This is a genomic window from Bradyrhizobium sp. C-145, assembly GCF_023375135.1.
GTDB lineage: Bacteria > Pseudomonadota > Alphaproteobacteria > Rhizobiales > Xanthobacteraceae > Bradyrhizobium > Bradyrhizobium zhanjiangense.
The window spans coordinates 8,552,787-8,569,266 of record NZ_CP088150.1 but is presented as its reverse complement, the minus strand read 5'-3'; the positions used below and the strand labels follow the sequence as shown (position 1 = coordinate 8,569,266).

Sequence of the window (16,480 nt, the reverse complement as noted above, 5' to 3'; positions counted from 1 at the left end):
TCGTGCCACTTGAAGTACAGTTCAAGTCAAGAGGGATGTGATGCTGTTGGACATCGCCGATGTCGCCCGGCAATCGGGGCTCGCGCCCTCCGCACTCCGGTTCTACGAAATGCGTGGCTTGATCGAGTCGAGTGGTCGCAACGGCTTGCGTCGCACTTATGACGCCAAGACGCTGGACCGGCTGGCGCTCATAAGCTGCGCGAGACTGGCGGGGTTCTCGCTCGCACAAATCGGACGGTTTCTCGTTGCGACACCGAGCGACTCCGTGTTGCGCGCGCGAATGGCCGAACGAGCCGAGGAACTGGATCAGGAAATTTCTCGCCTGACCCGCATGCGGGATAGCCTCAGGCACGCTGCGATTTGCACACATACGCCGCTGGTCGAGTGCCCCGAGTTCAAGGCCCGCATCGGCGGGATCGCTCCTCCGCAGACGCGGTGAGCCGCGCCGTCGGCGGATCGATTCGCGGTCCGGGATGCCCTCGCCTCAAACGAGGTCTGGGCCTTACAAGTCACATGTTGCCTTCAGGGGACTGCCCGAGCGGGTGCCCGACTTAACCCTTCCCCTCGCGCTTGCCCTCGTCGATCGGCACCACCGTTGCCTTGCCGCTCATCGCCGACAGCGCCTCCAGCGTCTCCTCGCAGAAATCGGCCACCATCTGCTCGTGCCGGGCGCCGAGGCGGAGCAGCAGCAGGTTGCCGAGATCGAGCCGGCCTTCCGCCGTGCCGTCGGGAAAGCGCTTCTTCAGGATGCGCTCGTAATTGGCGTGGCGGTCGCGGTGATGCTCCAGGCGGGCCATCAGGTCAGTGCGCAGCGGCTCGATGTCGATGCTGTCGAGCGCATGCAGCCGCACCAGGAGGTCGTCCTTGGTCGAGGCCGGCGTGCTTGGTCGCGCGGCCCAGTGCCGCAGCGCTGTTCTGCCCTCGGGAGTCAGCGTATAGATCAGCTTATTGGGCTTGCCGGATTGCACGACCTCGCGGCCCTGGATGTGGCCGCGGTCGCGCAGCTTGGAGAGCTCGCGGTAGATTTGCTGATGGTCGGCCTTCCAGAAGAAGCCGATCGAAGAATCGAACGTCTTGGCGAGCTCGTAGCCCGTCATCGGACGTTCCGTCAGGCATGCGAGGATTGCGTCGCCGAGTGCCATGACCGGCCTCCCTTTAGGTCTGACCAACCTGCTTGACTTTATGCGCATCGGCGCATATGCGTCAATGTGCATATGAGGCAGCTTGCGGACGGGGTCCAAGACCCCGACCGAAAATCCAGCGGAATCAACCTTCTCGCTACTGTGCATGGGGTTGTTTTCGCATTTATGCCCTTGCCCTAGGGAGGCACCTGAGAATGACCGGCCTCGATTCCTGGTACGCCTACATGAAGTCTCACGACCGCGCCGCGCTCTGGGACCTTCTGCACCCGGATGCCGTGTTCGAAAGCCCCGTCGTGCACACCCCGCAGCGCGGGCGCGACATCACCTTCAAATACCTCTCCAGCGCCGAGAAGGTGCTCGGCGGTCCCGGCTTCACCTATGTCGGTGAATGGCGCAGCGGCAATGGCGCCGTGCTCGAATTCAAGAACGTCATCGACGGCATCGAGATCAACGGTGTCGACATCATCAGCTTCGACAGCGAAGGACGCATCACCCATTTCAAGGTGATGGTGCGTCCGCTCAAGGCCATCAACATGCTGCATCGCCTGATGGCGGAGCAGCTTGCCGCCCGATCATGACACTGCCCCGAGGTGCAGAAGCCGCTAAGCTCGCGACTGCGCCGCAGGGACTTCACGAGAATTCCACCACTTCAAGGCCCGATCACTTCAAGGTTAATGCCGGGAGAACGCCATGCCGATCTATAAAGCCCCTGTCGAAGACGTGAACTTCCTGCTCAACGACGTCTTCCAGATCGATCGCTACGATAATCTGCCGGGCTTCTCGGACGCGTCGAGCGACGTGCGCGAGGCGATCCTCGGCGAGGCCGCCAAGCTCGCCGAGGAGGTGCTGCAGCCGCTCAACCGTGTCGGCGATCTCGAAGGCTGCAAGCGCACTGAGGACGGCAGCGTCACCACGCCGAAGGGTTTTAAGGATGCCTTCAAGCAGGTCGTCGAAGGCGGCTGGCTCGGTCTGTCGGCGCCGACGGAATATGGCGGCCAGGGCCTGCCGGTGACGCTGAGCCAGGCGGTCAACGAATTCCAGATCTCCGCCAACATGGCGTTCTCGATGTATGGCGGCCTCACCATGGGCGCGACCGCGGCATTGCTGGTGCACGGCACGCCCGAGCAGAAGCAGACTTACGTGCCGAAAATGGTCGCCGGCGAATGGACCGGCACCATGAACCTGACCGAGCCGCATTGCGGCACCGATCTCGGCATGCTGCGCACCAAGGCGGTGCGCCAGGCCGACGGCAGCTTCAAGATCACGGGCACCAAGATCTTCATCTCGGCCGGCGAGCATGACCTCGCCTCCAACATCATCCACCTCGTGCTCGCCCGCATCGAGGGCGCGCCCGCCGGCATCAAGGGCGTGTCGCTGTTCGTGGTGCCGAAATTCCTGGTGAATGCCGATGGTTCGGTCGGGCAGCGCAATGGCGTGGTCTGCGGCTCGATCGAGCACAAGATGGGCATCCACGGCAATTCCACCTGCGTGATGAACTACGACAACGCCACCGGCTGGCTGATCGGCGAAGAGAACAAGGGCATGCAGGGCATGTTCGTGATGATGAACGAGGCTCGCCTCGGCGTCGCCGTGCAGGGCCTCGCGCAGTCCGAGGTCGCCTATCAGAACGCGGTCGCCTATGCCCGCGAGCGCATCCAGGGTCGCGCACTCACCGGCGCCAAGGCGCCGGACAAGCAAGCCGATCCAATCATCGTGCATCCCGACGTGCGCCGCACGCTGCTCTCGATCCGCGCCTTCAATGAAGCCGCGCGCGCCTTCGTGATCTGGACCGCGCTGAAGAGCGACGTCGCCCACCGCTCCGAGGATCCCAAGGATCGCCAGGCCGCCGACGATCACATGGGCCTGATGACCCCGGTGCTGAAGGGCTTCCTCACCGATTACGGCTTTGCCAATGCGGTGCAGGCGCAGCAGATGTATGGCGGCCACGGCTACATCGCCGAGCAGGGCATGGAGCAGTTCGTGCGCGATGCGCGCATTGCGATGATCTATGAAGGCGCCAACGGCATCCAGGCGCTTGACCTGGTCGGCCGCAAGCTGCCGCGCGACGGCGGCCGCGCCATCATGGCCTTCTTCGGCGAGGTCATGGCCTTCGCCAAGGAGAACGGCGGCGACGAGGCGCTCAAACCCTTCATCACCCCGCTCTCGACCTCGCTCGGCCATCTCCAGCAGGCCACCACCTGGCTGATGCAGAACGCGATGGTCAAGCCGGACAATGCGGGCGCTGCCGCAACCGATTACCTGCATCTCTTCGGCTTCGTCGCGCTCGGCTACATGTGGGCGAAGATGGCGAAGGTGACGCAGGCGAAGATTGCCGAGAGCGGGGCGACGCCCTATCTCTCGACCAAGCTCGTCACCGGCCGCTTCTTCATGGAGCGGATGCTGCCGGAGACCGCCGCCAATCTCGCGCGCATCCAGGCCGGCTGCGCCACCATCATGGAATTGCCGGCGGAAGCGTTCTGAGCCTGCTTCCGCTGCCCGCTCCCAATCGATCTGAACATCACACCAGGAGGGCGTCATGCCTGAGGCATTCATCTACGACCACGTTCGCACCCCGCGCGGCCGCGGCAAGGCGGACGGTGCGCTGCACGAAGTGACGGCGCTTGCGCTCGCCACCGTGCCGCTGAAGGCGCTGAAGGACCGCAACAACCTGCCTGAGGATTCCGTCGATGACGTCGTGCTCGGCGTGGTCGATCCCGTCGGCGAAGCGGGCTCCGACATCGCGCGCTTCGCAGCGCTCAAGGCCGGTCTCGGCGACGCCGTGCCCGGCGTGCAGATCAGCCGCTTCTGTGCCTCAGGTCTCGACGCCGTGAACTTTGCCGCCGCGCAGGTGATGAGCGGCCAGCATGAGCTGGTGATCGGCGGCGGCGCCGAATCGATGAGCCGCGTCGGTATCGGCGCCTCCGGCGGCGCCTGGCCGATGGATCCCTCGATGGCGGTGCCGGCCTATTTCATGCCGCAGGGCGTTTCCGCCGATCTGATCGCCACCAAATACGGTTTCTCGCGTGACGACGTCGATGCCTACGCGGTGCAGAGCCAGCAGCGCGCGGCCAAGGCCTGGGACGAGGGCCGCTTCAACAAGTCGGTGGTGCCGGTCAAGGACATCAATGGCCTCACCATCCTCGCCAAGGACGAGCACATGCGTCCCTCGACGACGATGCAGTCACTGGCGCAGCTGCAGCCGTCGTTCACGATGATGGCGCAGATGGGCGGCTTCGACGGCGTCGCGCTGCAGTCGCACCCCGAGATCGAGCGCGTCAACTACGTGCACCACGCCGGCAACTCCTCGGGCATCGTCGACGGCGCCGGCGCCGTGCTGCTCGGCAGCAAGGAGGCGGGTGCGAAATACGGCATGAAGCCGCGTGCGAAGATTCGCGCCTTCGCCAACATCGGCTCGGAACCGGCGATGATGCTGACCGGCCCGGTCGACGTCACCGAGAAGCTGTTCGCGCGCTCCGGCATGAAGAAGTCCGACATCGACCTGTTCGAGCTCAACGAGGCCTTCGCCTCGGTCGTGCTGCGCTACATCCAGGCCTTCGACATCGACAACGCCAAGATCAACGTCAATGGCGGTGCGATCGCGCTCGGCCATCCGCTCGGGGCGACGGGCGCGATGATCCTCGGCACCGTGCTCGACGAGCTCGAGCGCACCAACAAGTCCACCGCGCTGGTGACGCTGTGCATCGGCGGCGGCATGGGCACCGCAACCATCATCGAGCGGGTGTAACGAGCTGCCGTAGGGTGGGCAAAGCGAAGCGTGCCCACCAGTGCTGTCTCCGCGAACGAGGGTGGGCACGGCGCAAGAGCGCCTTAGCCCACCCTACGAGACCTTAAGTCAACCGCCGCGCCTGGCATCGGCTGCGGCACCGAGGAGCAACCAACATGTCGTACAAGAACTTCAAGGTTGAGACCGATTCCGACGGCATCGCGCTCGTCACCTGGGACATCCCGGGCCGTTCGATGAACGTGCTCGACGAGACTTCGACCAACGAGCTCGACGCCATCGTCAAGGCGACCACGGCAGACGCCGCGGTGAAGGGCGTCGTCATCACCTCGGCGAAAGAAGCATTCTGCGCCGGTGCCGACCTGTCGATGCTCGAAGGCATGAACCAGGCTTATGCCAACGTGTTCAAGGAGCAGGGCGAGACCGCGGCGAACCAGATGCTGTTCGACCAGAGCCGCCGCTTCTCGCAGGTGCTGCGCTCGATCGAGACCTCCGGCAAGCCGTGGGCGGCCGCGATCAACGGCCTCGCGCTCGGCGGCGGTTTCGAGATCACGCTATGCTGCCACTATCGCGTGGCCGCGGAGAATCCCAAGACCCGCCTCGGCCTGCCCGAGGTCAAGGTTGGCCTATTCCCCGGCGCCGGCGGTACGCAACGCGTGCCGCGCCTGGCGCCGCCGCAGGACGCGATGACGATCCTCCTCAAGGGCGATCCTGTCACGGTGGAGAAAGCAAAGGCGCTGAACCTGATCCACGCCATCGTTCCCGCCGCCGATCTCATCAAGGCGGCCAAGGACTGGATCAAGGGCGGTGGCAAAGCGGTCGCGCCCTGGGACGAGAAGGGTTTCAAGCTCCCCGGCGGCCCGGTGTTCTCCAAGGCCGGCATGATGATGTTCCCCGCCGGCAACGCCATCTATCGCCGCGAGACCTACGACAATTATCCGGCCGCGCGCGCGATCATGAGCTGCGTCTATGAAGGTCTGCAGCTGCCGATCGACGCCGCGCTTCGCGTCGAGTCGCGCTATTTCACCTCGGTGCTGCGCTCGAAGGAAGCGGCTGCAATGATCCGCAGCCTGTTCCTGTCGATGCAGGAATTGAACAAGGGCGCTCGCCGTCCGAAGAACGTGCCGCCCACCAAGGTGAAGAAGATCGCCGTGATCGGCGCCGGCTTCATGGGCGCGAGCGTCGGCTACGTCTCGGCCCGTGCCGGCCTCGACGTCGTCCTGATCGATCGCGACCAGGAGAGCGCCGACAAGGGCAAGGCGCATGCGCAGAAGGTGATCGAGGAGCAGATCAAGAAAGGCCGCGCCAAGCCTGGCGATGCCGAAGCGCTGCTCGCGCGCATCACGGCGACGGCGGACTATGCCGCGCTGAGGGACGTCGACCTCGTCATCGAGGCCGTGTTCGAGGACCGCAAGGTCAAGGCGGAGACCTTCGCCAAGGCGCAGGAATACCTGAAGCCCGATGTGATCTTCGCGTCCAACACCTCGACGCTGCCGATCACCTCGCTGGCCGAGAGCTTCAAGGACCAGGGCAAGTTCGTCGGCATCCACTTCTTCTCGCCCGTCGAGAAGATGATGCTGGTCGAGATCATCCTCGGCAAGAACACCGGCGATGTCGCGCTCGCGACCGCGCTCGATTATGTCCGGCAGATCGGCAAGACGCCGATCGTCGTCAATGACAGCCGCGGCTTCTTCGCCAACCGCTGCGTCGGCCGCTATGTCGCCGAGGGCAACGAGATGTTCCTCGAAGGCGTGCCGCCGGCGATGATCGAGAACTGCGCCAAGATGGCAGGCATGCCGGTCGGCCCGCTCTCGCTGTCGGACGAAGTCGCGCTCGACCTCGGCCTCAAGATCATGAAGGCGACGGAAGCCGATCTCGGCCCCAACGCAATCAATCCCGACCAGAAGAAGCTGATGGTCGAGATGGTCGAGAAGCAGGGCCGGCTCGGCCGCAAGAACAGCAAGGGCTTCTACGACTATCCCGAGAAGGGCAAGGGTCAGAAGAGCCTGTGGCCAGGCCTGTCGGCGTTGCAGCCGAAGCAGCTCGACCCTGATACGCTCGACGTCGAGGAGCTGAAGCAGCGCTTCCTGGTAGTGCAGGCCGTGGAAGCCGCGCGCACGGTCGAGGACCGCGTCATCACCGATCCGCGCGAGGCCGATGTCGGCTCGATCCTCGGCTTCGGCTTCGCGCCGTTCACCGGCGGTACGCTGTCCTACATCGACTTCATGGGCACGAAGAAGTTCGTCGAGCTCTGCCACAAGTTAGAGGCCAAATACGGCTCGCGCTTCACCCCGCCGAAGTTGCTGGAAGAGATGGCGGCGAAGGGCGAGACTTTCTACGGCCGCTTCGCGCCGAAGAAGGCGGCGGCCTAAGACAGCCAGTAGCCCGGATGGAGCGAAAGCGAAATCCGGGACAGCATCTCCTCGGATGCTGGAGTTACCCGGATTACGCTTCGCTCCATCCGGGCTACGCAGACTGCGCAGAAACAAAAGGCCGGATCATCGATCCGGCCTTTTTTTGTTTTCGTGATCGAACGGCGAGAATGCGCGGCCCGATATCGGGTCACCGGCGCCGCTTCAAATCCCAGCCACGCTCGCTCCGCCCTGGCACCGCTCTTGCTAATGAATCACCGGATGACCATTAGCATTGAAGGTGTCCCGCAATGATCCCGACGGTGTCCCAAGACAGCGCAGCCGGCGTTGCGATAAGACACGCCCCGCTATTTCTGGTGGGTCGGCTGTGGCCGCGCCGCGGGCTCCTCCGGCGGCGTAGAAAAATTCCCTCCTGGGCCGGCCTGGCCCTACTCGTTCTCTTCTTCGATATGGCGATGGCGATGCTCGCCTGGTTCGCCGTCGATCTCGTCCTGCATTGAGAGCTTCCCTCTGTGCAGGTGGAACGTCGCCGCCATATAGGCAAGCTGGCCGGCAACAAGACAGCCGACGACGATCGGAATCCCGGTCCAAAATCCGAAGCCTGAGGTCTGAAGGACGGTTGCGGCAAGGATCGCGGTCGCCGGCGAGACCAGCGACAAAGCCCAGACTCGGAAGAATAGCCCCGTCGCTAATCCAGTGATTGCACTCGCGAGCAAGAGGAGGAGTACGGTTGTCACGAGAGCTTCCCAGTTCGGGGGCCCGCATCGCGGGCCCTAGCTGAAGTAGAGCCAACCGGATTGCTCTCACAAGGATGGTGACCTCCGCCGAGCACGCAAGGCGGAGTTATTGTTAACTCCGACAATGCTCGTAAAATTGATATCAAGACATCTCGAACCTCCGGGTTTCCCTGAGCGGTTCAAGCAAAAGAGCCGGATCATCGATCCGGCTCTTTATCATCTCGCCTGTTGTGGTCTGGCCTTACGCTGCCTGGACCAATCCTTCCTTCTTCAGCGCCTCCTGCACCTGCGGCCGCGCCGCGACGCGGGTCTTGTAGGCGGTCAGGTTGGGCATCGCCGAGAGGTCGAACTTCATCCGGTCACCCCAGGTCAGCATCGTGAAGAGATAGCCGTCGGCGACCGTGAACTGCTTGCCCATGAGGTAGTCGCGGCCGGCGAGCTGGCTGTCGATATATTTCAGCTTGCCCATGACGCGGTCCTTGAAGAAGGCCTTGGCCTCGTCGTTCAGCGCCGGGGCGAACAGCGGGCCAAAGCTCTTGTGCACCTCCGAGGTGAGGAAGTTGAGCCATTCGAGCAGCTTGTAGCGCTCGGAACTGTCGCGGGCGGGGGCCAGCGCTTTGCTTGATGCCTGATCGGCGATCATCTGGACAATCACGGGGCCTTCGGTCACGATCTCACCGCTATCGAGGCCCAGCGCAGGAACCTGGCCCTTGGGGTTCAGCTTCAGATAATCCTCGCCATTTTCGAGCTTCTTGGCTCGGATATCGACCTTGACCAGCTCATAGGGCAGGCCGGCTTCCAGGAGCGCGATGTGGGGGGACAGGGAGCAGGCGCCGGGCGAATAGTACAGTTTCATGGAATTTCCTTCTCGTGACGCTTGGCGAGGGCGAAAGAACGACTACATGCGCTTGCATGAAATAGTCAAGATTGATGCAACTGCATCGAATGGGGTAAAGAGCGGGCGACGAGCTTGAGCGCGACCATGAAACGCAAACCATCGACCGAGGCAACTTCGGCCTGGATCCGCCTGATGCGGGTGCAGAGCCGCGTGCTCGACTGTGTCGAGCAGGACCTGAAGAAAGCGGGGTTCCCGCCGCTCGCCTGGTATGACGCGCTGCTCGAATTGTCCCGCGCCCCCTCTGGCGAGCTGCGGCCGGTGGAGCTCGAACGCCAGATGCTGATCCCGCAATACTCGACCTCGCGGCTGATCGACCGCCTGGTCGACGAAGGTCTCGCCTCGCGGCGCGAATGCAAGATCGACAAGCGCGGCCAGTTCGTCGAGATCACGGAAGCCGGCCGCGAGTTACAGAAGCGGATGTGGGGCGCTTATTCAGCCGCAATCGAGAAATATGTCGGTTCGAAACTATCGGACGCCGACGCCGTCAAGCTCAGTGGTCTGCTTGATCGCCTAGGCTGTTCGTGCGGCGAGATGAAATTGCCGCCCGTCGCCAACGTCAACGAAAGCACACCGTCGCGATGATCGCGCGGCAAACCAGCACGTCCGCGCGCCCGGCGGGTTCGCGGACCCTCCCCGTCACCCGCGCGTTCGGTCGAAGCGCTTTTTGATTAGAGTTTGATATGGCGCGAGACCAGATCGATATGACGCCACTGCAATCGCGCGACGAGCTCGTCGCGTGGATCGAGGCCGGCTGCAAGGACCCCTCCGAATTCCGCCTGGGGACCGAGCACGAGAAGACGCCGTTCACGCTCGAAGGCCATCGACCCGTGCCTTACGAAGGAGCGCGCGGCATTGGCGCGCTGCTCGAGGGCATGAAGCTTCTGCTCGGCTGGGAGCCGATCATGGAGAGAGGCAACATCATCGGCCTCTACGACGTCACCGGCGGCGGTGCCATCTCGCTCGAGCCCGGCGGACAGTTCGAGCTCTCCGGTGCGCCGGTCGAGAACGTGCACCAGACCCAGAGCGAGCTGATGGCGCATCTGGCGCAAGTGCGCGAGATCGCAACGCCGCTCGGCATCGGCTTCCTCGGGCTCGGCATGACGCCGTCCTGGTCGCGCGCGGACATCCCGGTGATGCCCAAGGGCCGCTACAAGATCATGACCAATTACATGCCGAAGGTCGGTCAATACGGCCTCGACATGATGTACCGGACCTGCACGGTGCAGACCAATCTCGACTTCTCCTCGGAAGCCGACATGGTCAAGAAGCTGCGGGTCTCGCTCGCGCTCCAGCCGGTCGCGACCGCGCTGTTCGCCAATTCGCCGTTCACCGAGGGCAAGCCGAACGGCTTCCTCTCCTTCCGCTCCGAGATCTGGCGCGACACCGACAATGCGCGCTCGGGCATGATGCCGTGGGCGTTCGAGGACGGCATGGGCTTCGAGCGCTATGTGGACTACGCGCTCGACGTGCCCATGTATTTCGTCAAGCGCGGCGAGGACTACATCGACGTGTCGGGCTCCTCGTTCCGCGCCTTCTTCGACGGCCGCAACAACAATCTGCCCGGCGAGCGGCCGACGCTGTCGGACTGGGCCAACCATCTCTCGACGATCTTTCCCGAGGTGCGGCTCAAGCGCTATCTCGAGATGCGCGGCTCGGACGGTGGCCCGTGGGGCCGGTTGCCGGCGCTACCGGCGTTCTGGGTCGGGCTGCTCTACGACGACGTCTCGCTCGACGCTGCCTGGGAAATCGTGAAGCACTGGAGCGCGCCTGAACGTCAGGCCTTGCGCGACGATGTGCCGCGCTTCGGCTTCAAGTCGCGGATCAGGGATCGCTATCTCTTCGAGATCGCCAAGGAGTGCCTCGTCCTGGCACATGCCGGCCTGCGCCGGCGCGGCCGGATCGACCAGCTCGGCCGCGACGAGACCCGGCATCTGGAGCCGCTCGATCGCATCATCGATTCCGGCCGCACGCCGGCCGAGGAGATGCTGGACAAGTTTAATGGTCCCTGGAAGGGTTCTGTGGAACCGGCCTACGCGGAATACGCTTTCTAGACCAATAGGCTAACGATCGGGAACTGAGCGTTCATCGCACGTACAGGTTTGCGGCCATCAAATGATCGGCTGAAAAAACCTGAGCGTCGTCAATAACTCGAAAGCTGTTCCGATGGGGAAGGGTCGCCTGTCCGGGGGCGTCATCGCAAGCGTCGTGGCATGCGCCGCGCTGCTTTCGCTCGTGTTTGCGAGCGTGCCGGCGCCCGCGCAGACGGCGTTCGACCGCCCGGGCGGCGACTATTTCAACACGCCGGTCACCTCGGGTGATCCTGAGGATTGTGCGCTGCTCTGCGAGCGTGACCGCCGCTGCCGCTCCTGGAGCTTCAACTATCCCGACGTCGAAGGCGGCTCGGCGGTGTGCTGGCTCAAGAATACGGTGCCGGCGCGCGTGCCGGGCAATTGCTGCATCTCCGGCGTCCGCGGCGCCGGCGTGATCGAGCCGCGCATCGAGGGCGTGGAAACCTCGATCGATCGTCCGGGCGGAGACCTGCGCAATTTCGAGCTCAAGGTCGGCGAAGGCGAGGAGGCCTGCAAGGCCGCCTGCACCGCCGACAACAAATGCCGCGCCTTCACCTATGCCCGTCCCGGCTACACCGGGCGCGAGGCGCGCTGCTTCCTGAAAAAGGAAATCAAGCCGCCGCGTCGGAAGGCGGGGTTCACATCGGGCGTGGTGAGATAAGCAGGATCCCGTAGGGTGGGCAAAGGCGCGAAGCGCCGTGCCCACCATCTTCCCGCCAGCGCGGGGTTGGTGGGCACGCTTCGCTTTGCCCACCCTACGGCACCTCACTCCGCAGCGATCACCGTAAGCTCCGGCCACAGCGCCTTCCATCGCGCAGCCTTCGCCGCATAGTTCGTCGCAGAGAAATTCGCGCCCGGATTGGGACGCGTAATCAACGCCGCCACATCATCGAAGCCGTGCGGTGCGTAGACCTCATGGCCATCATCTGTGCGTCTCACGCCGACTTGCGTGTTCTGCGTGAGAAAGCGGTCGATGCCATCGGACGCGCGCGTCAGGGGCGGATAGGGCAGGCCGTGCTTGCCGGGATACCAAAGATGCACGCGCGCCTGGTTGCGGGTCTCGACCTTGACGCCGAGATGACCGAGCCGCGCAGATACATCCCGGATCACCGCGTCTTCCGCCTCCCATGAGGTGTCGGAGTCGAAATAGAACACGTCGTAATCGGCGATCCCGTGATCGACCGCGCGGCCGGTGAGCACGTTCCACACTGTCTGCACCAGGCATCCAGAGACCAGCCATGCATCCGGCAGCGCGAGGCGATGCAGTTCATCGATGATCGCGACGTTGACGGGATTTCTCAGCGCAAGTGCGAGGAATTTGTCACGGTTCATCGTGAGATGAGGAGTCTCAATGCACGGCGGTGAAGAACCGCGCGAGCCTGAAGCCGGAGAGCCAGGTCCACACCGGCTGGCCGCGGATGCCGAGATCCCAGGAGCCGAGCACGGCGTCCGCGCGGCCGACCAGATTGTCGATCGGCAACAGGCCGACGCCACCAGAGCGTAGCGGCACGCGGCTGTCGGCGGAGTTGTCGCGGTTGTCGCCGAGCACGAACAGATGGCCTGCTGGCACCGTCACTTCCGGCGTGTTGTCGAGCGGGCCGTTGTCGCGCATCTTGAAGATCAGGTGCGACACGCCGTTCGGCAGCGTCTCGATATAGCGGTAGGCGGGCTCGCGACCGCCATTGTCATCCTCGGCAGCTCCAACGCCATCGGGCTTCAACTCGGCCGGGCGGTCGTTGATGAAGAGCTGGCCCTGCCGCATCTGGATGCGGTCGCCAGGCAAGCCGACGACGCGCTTGACCCAGGCCTGCGAGCGATCACCGGGCCAGCGGAACACGACGACGTCGCCGCGTTTCGGCGTCTCCGCGAAGACGCGGCCGGTCTCCGGCAGGTTGATCTGGATCGGCAGCGACGAAGTGCCGTAGCCATAGGGGAATTTCGAGGCGAGCAGCGCATCGCCGATCAAGAGCGTCGGCTCCATCGAGCCCGACGGCACGTAGAAAGGTTCGGCCAGCGCGCCCTTGGCAATGAACACGGCGGCGACGATGCCGGCCAGCTGCATCAGCTGCCCGCCCCAGCCGCTGCTCTTCCGTTTGGTGGTGACAGTCACCTTTTCTTCCACGCTCATGCGCCCGTTCCACCTACTGTAATGCGCTCCATCAACAGCGATGGCTGGCCGACGCCGACAGGCACGCCCTGGCCGTTCTTGCCGCAGGTGCCGATGCCGGTGTCGAGCGCGAGGTCATTGCCGACCATGCGGATGCGGTGCAGATCGGTCGGCCCGTTGCCGATCAGCATGGCGCCCTTCAGGGGCGCCCCCAGCTTGCCGTTTTCGATCTGGTAGGCCTCGGTGCACTGGAACACGTATTTGCCCGAGGTGATGTCGACCTGGCCGCCGCCGAAATTCGCGGCGAACACCCCGTTCTTCACGGAGGCGAGGATCTCGGCGGGATCGCGGTCGCCCGCGAGCATGTAGGTGTTGGTCATGCGCGGCATCGGCACATGGGCGTAGCCCTGGCGGCGGCCGTTGCCGGTCGGCTTCATGTTCATCAGCCGCGCGTTCTGACGGTCCTGCATGTAGCCGACGAGGATGCCGTCCTCGATCAGCACGGTGCGATTGGTCGGCGTGCCCTCGTCGTCGATCGAGAGCGAGCCGCGGCGCGAGGCGATGGTGCCGTCGTCAACCACGGTGACGCCCTTGGCCGCGACCTGCTGGCCCATCAGGCCGGCGAAGGCCGAGGTCTTCTTGCGGTTGAAGTCGCCCTCGAGGCCGTGGCCGACCGCTTCATGCAGCATCACGCCGGGCCAGCCGGCGCCCAGCACGACGTCCATCTCGCCGGCTGGAGCCGGAATCGATTCCAGATTGACCAGCGCCTCGCGCAGCGCGCCGTCGGCAGCTTCGCGCCAGGACCTGCTCTCGATGAATTCGCCATAGCCGGCGCGACCGCCATAGCCCTTGCTGCCGCTCTCCTGGCGGTCGCCCTGGCCGGCGACGACGGAGATGTTGACGCGCACGAGCGGGCGGATGTCGCGATAGCTCTCGCCGTCGGGCCGCAGGATCTCGACGACCTGCCAGGTCGCGCCCAGACTGACGCTGACCTGCCGCACTCGCGGATCCTTGTCGCGCAGGTAGGCGTCGATCTCGGCGAGCAGTTTTACTTTGGTCTCGAAGCCGGGGGCATCGAGCGGATTGTCGTCACTGTAAAGCCGCACGTTGGTATGCGCTGGCGGGGCGGCAAAACTGCCGGAATAGCCACCGCGCACGGCTGCGACTGCATCGGCGGCGCGAATCAGCGCCGGCAGCGAGACGTCGGAGGAATGCGCATAGCCGACCGCATCGTCCTTGACGGCGCGCAGGCCAAAGCCCTGCGAGGTGTCATAGGTCGCCTGCTTCAGCCGCCCATTGTCGAACATCAGCGCTTCGGTCTGGCTGTACTCCAGGAACAGTTCGCCATCGTCGGCGCCGGCAAGCCCGCGCGCGACCTCGTTGCGAACCTGGTCGCGGTCGAGATTGGCGCGGTCGAGCAGGGAGGTTGTGGCAGGGTTGGTCATGCGTCCGTCCATTATCGGGGGATGTGGGGCAAGATAATGGTTTCGGACCGGTTCCGCGAGGCGCCAAGCCTCACATTACGGAAACAATAGAATCGCCCGGTCGTCGAGCCGTCCTACGGCAGCTTGTCGTAGCCCTCGCCGAGCCCGTTCAGGCTGAGCGGGAAGCCGATGCCTTCTTCAGGGGTCTCGAAGATGATGAAGGTCGCAGTCTTGGCGCTGCGGAGCTGGCCCAGCAGCTTGTCGTCCATCACCACTTCCGCGACGCAGCCGTTAGGCAGGCATCTGACGAAACCGGCGCGGCCGACGTCCTGGTTGTCGAGCTTGAGGCCGAGGCCGGAGGGCAAGAGCACGCCGAGCGGGGCGACCACCCGCATCAGGCGGCTCTTCTGGTCGGCGGTCTTGAGCACGATCACGGTCAGGCCGGCATTGGAGCGGTCCTCCGCCACCACGCTCTGGATCAGGGCGCATTGCTCGGTTTGGGCGCCGGGCGGCGTGTCACAGCGGATCTGCCAGTCGCCATGGACGGAGCGCACCGCGCCCTGCGCATGGGCAAGACCGGGCAGCGCCAGGAAGGCAACCGCCAGCAGGGCGGCCAGCATCGTGAGGCCGCCAGCCTGCCTTGCCATGCATCTCGAAAGCCCCATCGGGTCGGTCCCTCTGCTCGCCTGGGTCGCTCGCACCTGGCGGACTGATACGGGAATGACGGCGTCCTGAAGGCAATTCCCAAGCAAATTCCGCGCCGCCGCGCGCCACCATCGCCCGCACGAATCAGGATCCTGCGCGGCTGTTTGCCAGTGCCTACCGCGGGCAATTCCGCTGTCAAGTCGCAGCGTGCCGGGAAACGGCATTTTTGTCTGATGTTACTAGGAAATATCTTGCGGGTGATGCCTGGCAGATGAGGCCCAAGACTGCATTGCGATAGATCAAGAATTATGGTTTGAGAGGCTTGATTACGGCGTTCTAGCGATCTGGCCCCAATTCCTCTTAGAGGTATTCTTGCGCGGCGGTTTGTCAGACGGGCGGATCGAATAAGCGTTTCCCGGAAACAGGGGAATGCACGTGGGGTGATTTCGTAAGGGGAGCGCGAACGGCATGAGGATGTCGATGGGCCGGATGGGCCGGCAGTTGCTGGGATTGGCCGTGGCGGGTCTGACGCTGGCGACGGGCGGTGTGGCATTCGCCGAGCTCGGGCAACCGGCGCCGTGGGAGTGGACGCTCCAGCAATCCGGCTCGCCGGTGATGGACAACATCGTCTGGTTCCACAACTTCCTGTTCGTGCTGATCACCCTGATCACGCTGTTCGTCCTGGCGCTGCTCGTGGTCGTGGTCATCAAGTTCAATGCGAGGGCCAATCCGGTGCCGTCGCGGACCACCCACCACACGCTGATCGAGGTGGTGTGGACCCTGGTTCCGGTGCTGATCCTGGTCGGCATCGCGGTGCCGTCGTTCCGCCTCTTGTTCCTCGAGCTCGACGTGCCGAAGGCGGATCTGACCGTCAAGGCGACGGGCAAGCAGTGGTACTGGTCCTATGCCTATCCTGATAACGGCAAGTTCGAGTTCGACTCGCTGATGGCCCAGGACAAACAGCCCCGCCTGCTCGGCGTCGACAACGAGATGGTGGTGCCGGTCAACAAGGTGATTCGGGTCCAGACCACGGGCGCGGACGTCATCCACGCCTTCGCGCTGCCGGCTTTCGGCGTCAAGATCGATGCCATTCCGGGGCGGCTGAACGAGACCTGGTTCAAGGCTACCAAGACCGGCATGTATTACGGCCAGTGCTCGGAGCTGTGCGGCAAGGATCATGCCTTCATGCCGATCGCGATCCGCGTGGTCGACGACCAGGAGTTCGCCTCCTGGGTCGAGACCGCGAAGAAGAAATTTGCGAGCGGCGGCACCAGCACCTACGCCTCCGCGGCCGGCCCGACGCAGTAAGCGCCGGGCGCAGGCTCGAGGGACTGAAAGCGACAT

16 protein-coding genes are annotated in these 16,480 nt (G+C 64.2%); 9 read left to right on the top strand and 7 right to left on the bottom strand.

Features of this window, described 5'->3' with window-relative positions; genetic code table 11:
* The first annotated feature begins 40 nt into the window (after positions 1–40).
* Positions 41–439, top strand: a complete 399-nt coding sequence (locus LRP30_RS40290) for a MerR family transcriptional regulator (protein WP_249758374.1) — start codon at positions 41–43, stop codon at positions 437–439.
* 112 nt (positions 440–551) lie between these two features.
* On the opposite strand, the gene LRP30_RS40285 is transcribed toward LRP30_RS40290, so the two are convergent.
* Entirely contained in the window at positions 552–1,142 is a 591-nt protein-coding gene (locus LRP30_RS40285; RefSeq protein WP_249758373.1) for a PadR family transcriptional regulator, read from the bottom strand.
* 194 nt (positions 1,143–1,336) lie between these two features.
* On the opposite strand from LRP30_RS40285, the gene LRP30_RS40280 reads away from it, so the two are divergent.
* From LRP30_RS40280 to LRP30_RS40265, 4 genes are all read left to right on the top strand, one after another.
* Positions 1,337–1,720, top strand: a complete 384-nt coding sequence (locus tag LRP30_RS40280; RefSeq protein ID WP_249758372.1) for a nuclear transport factor 2 family protein — start codon at positions 1,337–1,339, stop codon at positions 1,718–1,720.
* Between the two features lie 112 nt (positions 1,721–1,832).
* Entirely contained in the window at positions 1,833–3,623 is a 1,791-nt protein-coding gene (locus LRP30_RS40275; RefSeq protein WP_249758371.1) for an acyl-CoA dehydrogenase C-terminal domain-containing protein, read from the top strand.
* Between the two features lie 55 nt (positions 3,624–3,678).
* Entirely contained in the window at positions 3,679–4,887 is a 1,209-nt protein-coding gene (locus LRP30_RS40270; RefSeq protein ID WP_128955793.1) for an acetyl-CoA C-acetyltransferase, read from the top strand.
* Between the two features lie 155 nt (positions 4,888–5,042).
* Positions 5,043–7,256 (top strand): FAD-dependent oxidoreductase, encoded by a 2,214-nt coding sequence (locus tag LRP30_RS40265; RefSeq protein WP_249758370.1) that lies wholly within the window; start codon positions 5,043–5,045, stop codon positions 7,254–7,256.
* A 428-nt stretch (positions 7,257–7,684) separates the two neighbouring features.
* Here the strand turns inward: LRP30_RS40265 and LRP30_RS40260 are convergent, their stop codons facing one another.
* Both LRP30_RS40260 and gstA read right to left on the bottom strand, forming a co-directional pair.
* Positions 7,685–7,993, bottom strand: coding sequence for a hypothetical protein (locus LRP30_RS40260; RefSeq protein WP_249758369.1), 309 nt, complete (start codon positions 7,991–7,993; stop codon positions 7,685–7,687).
* A gap of 241 nt (positions 7,994–8,234) precedes the next feature.
* Positions 8,235–8,849, bottom strand: a complete 615-nt coding sequence (gstA, locus tag LRP30_RS40255) for a glutathione transferase GstA (RefSeq protein ID WP_249758368.1) — start codon at positions 8,847–8,849, stop codon at positions 8,235–8,237.
* A 126-nt stretch (positions 8,850–8,975) separates the two neighbouring features.
* Between gstA and LRP30_RS40250 the strand changes: the two genes are divergently transcribed.
* From LRP30_RS40250 to LRP30_RS40240, 3 genes are all read left to right on the top strand, one after another.
* Positions 8,976–9,473 (top strand): MarR family winged helix-turn-helix transcriptional regulator, encoded by a 498-nt coding sequence (locus tag LRP30_RS40250; protein ID WP_018644966.1) that lies wholly within the window; start codon positions 8,976–8,978, stop codon positions 9,471–9,473.
* Positions 9,474–9,571: 98 nt separating this feature from the next.
* Entirely contained in the window at positions 9,572–10,942 is a 1,371-nt protein-coding gene (locus LRP30_RS40245) for a glutamate--cysteine ligase (protein ID WP_128942061.1), read from the top strand.
* 112 nt (positions 10,943–11,054) lie between these two features.
* On the top strand, positions 11,055–11,621 hold the full coding sequence (locus tag LRP30_RS40240; RefSeq protein WP_128936825.1) for a PAN domain-containing protein: 567 nt from the start codon (positions 11,055–11,057) through the stop codon (positions 11,619–11,621).
* Between the two features lie 104 nt (positions 11,622–11,725).
* Here the strand turns inward: LRP30_RS40240 and LRP30_RS40235 are convergent, their stop codons facing one another.
* The 4 genes from LRP30_RS40235 to LRP30_RS40220 form a co-directional block, all read right to left on the bottom strand.
* Positions 11,726–12,292: a nucleotidyltransferase family protein gene (locus LRP30_RS40235; RefSeq protein ID WP_249758367.1), complete on the bottom strand. Its 567-nt coding sequence runs from the start codon at positions 12,290–12,292 to the stop codon at positions 11,726–11,728.
* Positions 12,293–12,308: 16 nt separating this feature from the next.
* Positions 12,309–13,088: a signal peptidase I gene (gene lepB / locus LRP30_RS40230; RefSeq protein ID WP_091885205.1), complete on the bottom strand. Its 780-nt coding sequence runs from the start codon at positions 13,086–13,088 to the stop codon at positions 12,309–12,311.
* Positions 13,085–14,512: a metalloprotease TldD gene (tldD, locus tag LRP30_RS40225; RefSeq protein WP_249758366.1), complete on the bottom strand. Its 1,428-nt coding sequence runs from the start codon at positions 14,510–14,512 to the stop codon at positions 13,085–13,087. The genes lepB and tldD overlap by 4 nt, the downstream gene beginning before the upstream one ends.
* A 113-nt stretch (positions 14,513–14,625) precedes the next feature.
* Complete coding sequence (locus LRP30_RS40220; RefSeq protein ID WP_091885207.1) at positions 14,626–15,156, bottom strand: invasion associated locus B family protein; 531 nt, start codon at positions 15,154–15,156, stop codon at positions 14,626–14,628.
* Positions 15,157–15,604: 448 nt separating this feature from the next.
* On the opposite strand from LRP30_RS40220, the gene coxB reads away from it, so the two are divergent.
* On the top strand, positions 15,605–16,444 hold the full coding sequence (coxB, locus tag LRP30_RS40215; protein ID WP_249758365.1) for a cytochrome c oxidase subunit II: 840 nt from the start codon (positions 15,605–15,607) through the stop codon (positions 16,442–16,444).
* Positions 16,445–16,480 lie beyond the last annotated feature (36 nt).

What these genes read in the sequence shown, in the direction of transcription:
- LRP30_RS40290 (WP_249758374.1), top strand. Translation starts at nt 41, where the DNA reads ATGCTGTTGGACATCGCCGATGTCGCCCGGCAATCGGGGCTCGCGCCC.
- LRP30_RS40285 (WP_249758373.1), bottom strand. Translation starts at nt 1,142, where the DNA reads ATGGCACTCGGCGACGCAATCCTCGCATGCCTGACGGAACGTCCGATG.
- LRP30_RS40280 (WP_249758372.1), top strand. Translation starts at nt 1,337, where the DNA reads ATGACCGGCCTCGATTCCTGGTACGCCTACATGAAGTCTCACGACCGC.
- LRP30_RS40275 (WP_249758371.1), top strand. Translation starts at nt 1,833, where the DNA reads ATGCCGATCTATAAAGCCCCTGTCGAAGACGTGAACTTCCTGCTCAAC.
- LRP30_RS40270 (WP_128955793.1), top strand. Translation starts at nt 3,679, where the DNA reads ATGCCTGAGGCATTCATCTACGACCACGTTCGCACCCCGCGCGGCCGC.
- LRP30_RS40265 (WP_249758370.1), top strand. Translation starts at nt 5,043, where the DNA reads ATGTCGTACAAGAACTTCAAGGTTGAGACCGATTCCGACGGCATCGCG.
- gstA (WP_249758368.1), bottom strand. Translation starts at nt 8,849, where the DNA reads ATGAAACTGTACTATTCGCCCGGCGCCTGCTCCCTGTCCCCCCACATC.
- LRP30_RS40250 (WP_018644966.1), top strand. Translation starts at nt 8,976, where the DNA reads ATGAAACGCAAACCATCGACCGAGGCAACTTCGGCCTGGATCCGCCTG.
- LRP30_RS40245 (WP_128942061.1), top strand. Translation starts at nt 9,572, where the DNA reads ATGGCGCGAGACCAGATCGATATGACGCCACTGCAATCGCGCGACGAG.
- LRP30_RS40240 (WP_128936825.1), top strand. Translation starts at nt 11,055, where the DNA reads ATGGGGAAGGGTCGCCTGTCCGGGGGCGTCATCGCAAGCGTCGTGGCA.
- LRP30_RS40235 (WP_249758367.1), bottom strand. Translation starts at nt 12,292, where the DNA reads ATGAACCGTGACAAATTCCTCGCACTTGCGCTGAGAAATCCCGTCAAC.
- lepB (WP_091885205.1), bottom strand. Translation starts at nt 13,088, where the DNA reads ATGAGCGTGGAAGAAAAGGTGACTGTCACCACCAAACGGAAGAGCAGC.
- tldD (WP_249758366.1), bottom strand. Translation starts at nt 14,512, where the DNA reads ATGACCAACCCTGCCACAACCTCCCTGCTCGACCGCGCCAATCTCGAC.
- LRP30_RS40220 (WP_091885207.1), bottom strand. Translation starts at nt 15,156, where the DNA reads ATGGGGCTTTCGAGATGCATGGCAAGGCAGGCTGGCGGCCTCACGATG.
- coxB (WP_249758365.1), top strand. Translation starts at nt 15,605, where the DNA reads ATGAGGATGTCGATGGGCCGGATGGGCCGGCAGTTGCTGGGATTGGCC.